Raw genomic sequence first — 7,701 nt, 5'->3', positions numbered from 1 at the left:
AAAGCGTCATGCTTCGACTACGCCTTTGCTCAGCATGACTACTTGATTTCGAAAATGTGGCTGCTTTGCGGGGCCAGTGTAACAGTAGTTCCGGCCGTTGCATTGCCTGCCGGAGTCAGCAAATCGTTGTAGGTAAGCGGCTTGTCGGCGGGCAGGTTCAGGCTGGCGCGCATGGCAGCGGGCAGGTTCAGGTCGAGGGTATGGCTTTCGCTGGGGCTGAAATTAACGACAACCAGCAGCGTTTCGGTGTCGGTGTAGCGCAGGTAGGCATACACGCGGTCGGCGTTGTAGCTGGGGTTCTGGGCCGCCAGCGTGCTTTGCAGCTCGTAAAAGCGGCCCTTCCGAATAGCCTCGCGCTGGCCCGAAAGCGTGAGCAGGCGCACGTAGAATGTGTGCAGCTGCTTCTGCTCAGCACTCAGCCCGCCGCCATCAAACTTGCCGCCATTCAGCCATTTCTGGTGCTCGGGCACACCCCAATAGTCGAAAATAGTAGTGCGGCCATCTTCACCCGAGAAGCCCTCGGAAGCACGAGCCGGCTCGCCCACATCCTGCCCGAAGTAGAGCATGACCGGGCCGGTGCCCAGCGTGGCCGAAACCGTCATGGCCGGCAGAGCGGCGCGGGCGTTGCCGGCGAAATCGGGGCTGGCAATGCGCTGCTCGTCGTGGTTCTCCAAAAAGCGTAGCATATGGCCCCCAAAGCCGCGGCTTTCCTCGCTCCAGACCTTGGTGATGTCGCGGGTCGTGCCTTCGTTGCGGGTCAGGCGGCGCAGGCCGTCGTAGAGGCCCACCTTGTCGTAGAGGTAGTCGAAGTGGCCTTTTTCCAGGTACATCTGGTAGGTTTTGGCGTCGTATGCTTCGCCGATGAACAGCAGGCTGGGCTTCACCTTTTTCAGCTCCGGAATCACCCAGGCCCAAAACTCGACCGGCACCATCTCGGCCATGTCGCAACGGAAACCGTCCACGTCTTTGCGGGCCCAGAACACCAGAATATCGCGCATTTTCAGCCACGTATCCGGAATCGGGTCGAAGTGGGGCTGACGGTTGTTCTGGTAATCAACCCCGTAGTTGAGCTTGGTGGTTTCGAACCAGTCGTTGACGCTGGGCGCGGCCGCGAAAACGTCGTTACCAGTGGCTTTAGCGGGGTTTTCCTGGTACTGGCCATCCTCATTGGGGGCCTTTAATCCGCCTAGTGGGTTGTAGTCGGCGGGCACCACGAAGGGCTGGCCGGGCAGGTAGTAGAAGTTGTTGCTGGCTTTAAAGGCCTGGGTTTTATCATCCTGCTCGCCCAGGTCCACCACACCCGCCGGCTTGGCATCCGACTTGTAGCTGCGGGCTACGTGGTTGGGAATGAAGTCGATGATGACTTTGAGGCCGTTGTTGTGGGTGCGCTTCACCAGGGCCTCGAACTCGGCCATGCGGTTGGGCACGTCCACGGCCAGGTCGGGAGCCACGTCGTAGTAGTCCTTTATGGCGTAGGGCGAACCAGCGCGGCCCTTTACCACGTCGGCGTCATCGGCCGGGATGCCCTCGTAGGCAGTGAGCGTGGCGTGGTCGAGCACGCCGGTGTACCACACGTGGCTCACGCCCATGCCTTTGATGGCTTGCAGGGCCTGGTCGGTAATGTCATTGAACTTGCCGACGCCATTTTCCTGCGCGGTGCCGTAGGTTTTGTTGGTGGCGGTCTGGTTGCCGAACAGGCGCGTCATCAGCTGGTAGATGATGAGCTTATGGTCCTGGGGGGCTTCTTCGGTGGTGTTGGCGTCGGGCGCGAGCATGGCGGGTTTGTTGGGCGAGCAGGCGGCTAGGGCGAGCAGGAGCAGAAGGCGTTTCATAGTCAGGTTATTCTGGCGTTTTTAGCCCGCAGCGGGCGCCGAAGTTTCACCGGCAGTTTACTTTGTAAAAGAGGCCCTCGGGGGTGAGGGAGTGGTAGAGTGGAGGAATAGGCCCGGTTGATGACGATGTACTCCTGATACTACAATACCTCCAATCTACCGCAATTCCACCACCCAGGCCGTAGCGGCCGGCACGGTAAACGACTTCAAATTGGGCAGCACCGCGCCGGTGGTTACTTCCAGGCCCGAGGTGAACCCGCCCGTGCGCTCCGCGAACCGGGCGCCGTCGAGCGTGCGGGACTCCTTGCTGCCGTTGAGCACCACCATTACGGTGCCCTCGGGGGCGTAGCGGAAGTACACGTACACGCCGTCCTGCGGGATAAACTGCATCAGCTTGCCGCTGTGCAAAAAGGCGTGCGACTTGCGGTACTGGGCCAGCTTACGCACGTAGTCAAACGCTTCGCCGGGCTGGCCGGGGCGGCTTTTAAAGTAGTTGAGCGAGTCGCCCGCGAAGCCGCCGGGGAAGTCGGCGCGCACCAGCCCATCGGGGTTGCTGAAGTTCTTCATCAGTACTTCGGTACCGTAGTACAGCTGCGGGATGCCGCGGGTGGTCAGCAGCCAGGCTAGGCCCATTTTGTAGCGCGCAAAGTCCTCGCCAATCACCGAGTAGAAGCGGCTCACGTCGTGGTTGTCGAGGAACGTGACGTTGCGCGAGGCATCCTCATACAGCCAGTCGCCCTGCAACGATTCGTAGAGCTTGAGCATATTGCCCGACTTGAGCGCATCGTGCAGCGCGAAGCTCGACTGGAAATCGAGTACCGACGGCAGGTTAGCCTTGAACCCATCGACGGGCTGGAAAATGTTGCGTGCGAAGAACGCCTGCTGGGCCGTGCTGCCCACCCAGGCCTCACCGAACAGCGCCAGCCGCGGGAATTCTTCCTGCATGGCCCGGCCCCAATCCATCAGGAACTTGGGGTCGGAGTAGGGGAAGGTGTCGATACGGTAGGCGTCGAGGCCGGTGTATTCCACCCACCACAAAAAGTTCTGGATCAGGTAGGTAGACACCAGCGGATTAGCCTGGTTCACGTCGGGCATCGTGGTATCGAACCAGCCCTGGTTGTAAAGCTTCCGGTCGAGGACGGAGCCGTAGGGGTCGTTGAGGGCCGAGGCGTTGTAGTTGCTGCGCGTGAAGCCCGGCCACTGGTTGAACCAGTCGGGCGCGGGCTGGTCGAGGAACAGGTAGTTCTTCGAGCCCATGTGGTTGAGCACCACGTCGTGCACCACTTTCAGGCCGTTTTGGTGGGCGCGCTCCACAAACTGCCGGTACTGCTCGGTGGTGCCGTAGCGGCGGTCGGTGTTGTAGTAGTCGGTGAGGGCATAGCCGTGGTAGCTGGCCCTGGGCATGTCGTTTTCCACCACCGGCGTTAGCCACAGCGCCGTCACGCCCAGGTCTTTGAAATAGTCGAAGCGCTGCTCGATGCCGGCCAGGTCGCCGCCGTGGCGGCTGTACATCGAGTCGCGGGCCACTTTGGGGGCGCGCATATCCTTGATGAAGTCGTTTTTCGGGTCGCCGTTGGCAAACCGGTCGGGCATCAGGAAGTAGATGAAATCCTGCTGCGTGAGGCCCTGCACTTTCGTGTCGTCGCCGGGTGTGGTGCGCTGCCTGAGCTCGTAGTTGTAGCTGAATTTTTTGGCCCCTTTGAAATCGAGCTGCAGCCGGCCGGGCCGGGCCTCGGGGGCGATGGTGAGGTGCAGCAGCAGGTAGTTCGGGCTGGCCAGTTGCTGCACGCTGTCGAGGCGCACGCCCGGGTAAGCCCGCAGCGCGGCCGTGGCCGTCCGGATACCGGGGCCATGTACCAGCAGCTGGAGCTTCGGATTTTTCATGCCCACCCACCAGAAAGTGGGGTCGATACGCTTAATGGGAGCGGCTTTGGCGGCCGGAGCGGCGGCTTCAGTAACGGTCAGGGCCGGAGCGGCCAGCGCCGGGGAAGCGGCGGCGGTGGCCAGCAGCATACCCGCCAGTAGCGGCCTGAAACGAAATGAGAACATAAGCACAAAGGGAATTGGTCAGAAAGGCTGCCAAGTTACGGCCGGAACGCCCGCAGAAGATAATGCTGAACTGCGCGGAAATTGTGTCCTATTGACCGATTTTTGGTGTTTCAGCAAGTACGAAGGGTAACTAAGCGCCGGCCAGGCACGCTGGAAACGAAAAAGCCCCGCCACCTGTAAATCAGGCAACGGGGCTTCGGGGCTTCGGGAACGGGTGCGGACCGGCGCCGAGACTCAGCAGCAGAGCCGTCAGCAGGCGGGTGAAGAAAGTAGATGAAAGAGCCTTGAGGCGGGAACGTCAGGAGGAGAAAATCAGGACACGCCGGTAGGCTAGGGCACTTTAGTTGGTCGGGCCGTTATCGACCTGGGCTTCCACTACCTGCTGCATGCTGGTAGGCAAAGCGGAAAGCACGTCGAGGCCAGTGGCAGCCTCAATGGCATCAACGCTGGTGCGATACTGGCTCCAGTTGCTGGTCAGTCCCTGCTGATTGGGCGTGTCGATGGCGATGATGCGGGTAGCAGTCGAAACACGGCTCACATCGTTGCTGCCAACGGGCAGCACCACGATAACCTTCCACACGCGGGCCGGTACCTGGATGCGGCCTTGGTCGATGGTTTCGGCGTAGCCGGCCGAACCAGTGCCGCCCCGGCCGTATACGCCCATGATGATGTAGAGCTCGTTACCCCGGTCCATGAGCGTGCGGGAGTAGTTTTCCAGCGCCGCCCAAGTTTGCTGGTTGTTGTTGGGCGACTGAGGAATCATGTTGGTCATCAGGAACGTGGCCGAGTTGGCAGCCACAGTGCTGGTGCGGTCTGCGGAGGGGCAGTTGTGGCCACGGTCGAAGCCGGAGCCACTGTAGCTGGTGCCCTGCACCCGGTACCAGCCGGTGGGCAGGGTGTTGTCGGCCCGGAAGTCATCTTGGCGGGCGGCGGAGCCGCGCCAGCTGGTATCCAGGTGCCAGCTCACCCAAGTAGGAGTACCCCGGTCGCGGTGGTAGCTCAGCGCATACTCCGGCTTATTGAGCAGGTAGTTGGTGGGCATGCTGATATCGGCCGCAGCCCCGCTGGGGTTGCCCATGGTCAGGTGCTGGTTGTCGCCAGCCACGGGCGGTGGCGGCGGCGGCGTGGTTCCACCGTATTGCTCCACCGTGATGTTATCGAAGTTGAGGCGGTTGGTGCCACCCGAGGTCTTGCGGATTTGTAGGCGCACCGTGCCGGTCAGGTTCACGTTGATGGAGGCCGTGCTAAGCGCGGTGCTGCTGGTGGTGATGGTGACGCCCTTCTTGATGAAGGTGCCGCCGTTCTGGCTGGCCCACAGCTCCCACTGCGACGTGGCATCGGTGCCGTATTTGGCGTGCTGCACGGTTACGACTCCCGCGCCGGTGGTCAGGTCGAAGTTGGTGGCCAGCGAACCGGTATTGCGTACCCGGGCCGACTTGCTGCCGGTTTTGCGGTCGGAGGTAGTGTTGCCCAGCAGGGCATCGTTCAGCGTCCAGGAACCGGAGCTGAGCGTAACCGATCCGGTGGAGTAAGCTGTTTTGGTACCGGTTTCAAACCCTTCGGGGAAGCCGGCGCTGCTCACATCGGCGGTGGCGGCGGTGGCGGCCGGCGTTGCAGGACTCAGGTCCTGCTTGGCGCAGGAGGCAGACAGCAGCAGCGCGGCTGCCCAGACAAAGTGAAACTTCATACGGTTGGTTGAAGGGGTCAGTAAGGGCGAAAAAGAACGCAAAGCTACCCTACCCTCTCCCCGATAAGGCTACCGCTGCGGTTAAGCTTGTGTTAACTTAATGGGCATTGGATGAGGCGGTAGCCACGCGTCTGCCGCAGATTGCAGCGGGCCGGAGCGGTGCTGATATAGCCCAGCGGCGTTAATTGCCACACGCGGCTGCGCGGGGCCGCCCACCGTGCTGGCCGTGCCCGGAAATGCCCGTCGGCTAATGCTCCGTTGACTAGTTTGCTGCTGCTTTTGCCTTATGAAGCCGCATTGGTGGCGTAGCCCGCGAAAAATCCGATATTTGGATCCGCTGTGCTTTGCAAAACGGCTGGCATCTTCTGTTTTCTGACTTTCCCTTTATGGCTTTCGAATTCAAACCCTACCAGCCCGCCCCCGAGTTCAGCACCCCGGCCGCGTATTTCTCCATGGAATTCGCCCTCGATCAGGCGCTGAAAACCTACTCTGGCGGCCTGGGCTTCCTGGCCGGCTCGCATATGCGCTCGGTGTATGAGCTGAAGCAGAACGTCATCGGCATCAGCATTCTGTGGAGCTACGGCTACTATGACCAGGGCCGTAGCGACGACCAGACCATGCGGGCCGAGTTCCACCGCAAGCATTATAGCTTCCTGCAGGACACCGGCATCACCTTCCCCATTACCATCCACGAGGCTCAGGTGCAGGTGCGCGCCCTGTACCTCGACCCCGAGACGTTCGGCACGGCCCCGATGTTCTTCCTGACCACCGACATTCCGGAAAACGACCACCTCTCGCGCACCATCTCCCACTACCTCTACGACGGCGACACGGCCACCCGCGTGGCCCAGAGCATTCTGCTGGGCGTGGGCGGCGGCAAGCTGCTCGACGTGCTCAACCGCGAAACCGAGGTCTATCACCTCAACGAGGGCCACGGCCTGCCGCTGGCGTTTTTCCTGCACGAGAAGTTCGGCCGCGACCGGGCCAAAGTGCGCGAGCACCTCGTGTTTACCACCCACACGCCCGAGCTGGCCGGCAATGAGGAGCACCCACTGGAGCTGCTCTACAAGATGTCGTTCTTCGGCCGTCTGACGCTGGGCGAGGTGCGCGACCTGGGCATCGTGGAAAACGAGCGGGTCAACTATACGCTCACGGCCCTGCGCTTCGCCCGCATCAGCAACGGCGTGTCGAAGGTGCATGGCAAAGTGGCCAACGAAATGTGGGGCCACAATGAAGGCATCAGCCCCATCATCGCCATTACCAACTCGCAAAACGGCACCTACTGGCGCGATGAGCAGCTGCACAAAGCCCTGAAAGCTAACGACGATAAGGCCCTGGACGCCCGCAAGCGGGAGCTGAAAAAACGCCTGTTCGACATCGTGGCCGACCAGACCGGCAAGCTGCTCGACCCCGACGCCCTCACGCTGGTGTGGGCCCGCCGTTTCGCTGGCTACAAGCGCGCCGACCTTATTCTGCGCCATTTCGAGCGGTTCCGGCAGTTGGTAACCGATACCGGCCGGCCGTTGCAGGTTATCTGGGCCGGCAAGCCCTACCCCAAGGATTTTGGCGCCATTGCCGTCTTCAACGGCCTCATCGAGAAGACCAAAAACTTCAACACCTGCGCCGTGCTCACGGGCTACGAGCTAGGGCTGTCGGCGGCCATGAAAAAGGGCTCCGATATCTGGCTGAACACGCCGCGCTTCCCGCGCGAGGCCTCGGGCACCAGCGGCATGACGGCCGCCATGAACGGCTGCATCAGCCTGAGCATTCCCGACGGCTGGATTCCCGAATTCGCCCGCGACGGCGAAAACAGCTTCCTGCTTCCTCTGGCCGAACTCAACGCCGCCGAAAACGAAAAGGACGACCTCGAAGCCACCGGCATCCTCGACGCCCTCGAAAACGACATCATCCCGCTCTACTACGACCAGCCCGAGAAGTTCCTGGCCATCCGCAAAGCCGCCATGCGCGACGTGGAGCCCGAGTTCGAGTCGGGCCGCATGGCCACCGAATACTACCAGCGGATGTACGACGCGAAATAAAGAACGACGTAGGGGCGGGGCTTGTCCCCGCCCGCCATCAAGCGGTTCGGGCCTGGGTCGGCGAAAGACTCCCCTCCACGCCGTTCAACGGCGG

Annotated in this window: 4 protein-coding genes; 1 reads left to right on the top strand and 3 read right to left on the bottom strand. The window is 61.6% G+C overall.

The window, feature by feature from the left end:
* Positions 1–38: 38 nt before the first annotated feature.
* From HW556_RS17455 to HW556_RS18770, 3 genes are all read right to left on the bottom strand, one after another.
* Positions 39–1,832, bottom strand: a complete 1,794-nt coding sequence (locus HW556_RS17455) for an alpha-amylase family glycosyl hydrolase (protein ID WP_176901406.1) — start codon at positions 1,830–1,832, stop codon at positions 39–41.
* A 156-nt stretch (positions 1,833–1,988) separates the two neighbouring features.
* The gene (locus HW556_RS17450) at positions 1,989–3,881 is read right to left on the bottom strand and encodes an alpha-amylase family glycosyl hydrolase (RefSeq protein WP_176901405.1); all 1,893 of its coding nucleotides are present in this window, start codon (positions 3,879–3,881) and stop codon (positions 1,989–1,991) included.
* A gap of 340 nt (positions 3,882–4,221) precedes the next feature.
* Positions 4,222–5,568, bottom strand: coding sequence for a DNA/RNA non-specific endonuclease (locus HW556_RS18770; protein ID WP_176901404.1), 1,347 nt, complete (start codon positions 5,566–5,568; stop codon positions 4,222–4,224).
* Between the two features lie 386 nt (positions 5,569–5,954).
* Between HW556_RS18770 and glgP the strand changes: the two genes are divergently transcribed.
* Positions 5,955–7,607, top strand: coding sequence for an alpha-glucan family phosphorylase (gene glgP, locus HW556_RS17440; protein WP_176901403.1), 1,653 nt, complete (start codon positions 5,955–5,957; stop codon positions 7,605–7,607).
* The last annotated feature ends 94 nt before the right edge of the window (positions 7,608–7,701 follow it).

The sequence above is a fragment of the Hymenobacter terrestris genome (assembly GCF_013377905.1).
Taxonomy (GTDB): domain Bacteria; phylum Bacteroidota; class Bacteroidia; order Cytophagales; family Hymenobacteraceae; genus Hymenobacter; species Hymenobacter terrestris.
Note: the sequence above shows the minus strand (reverse complement) of the source record. Positions and strands in the feature narration are given on the sequence as shown.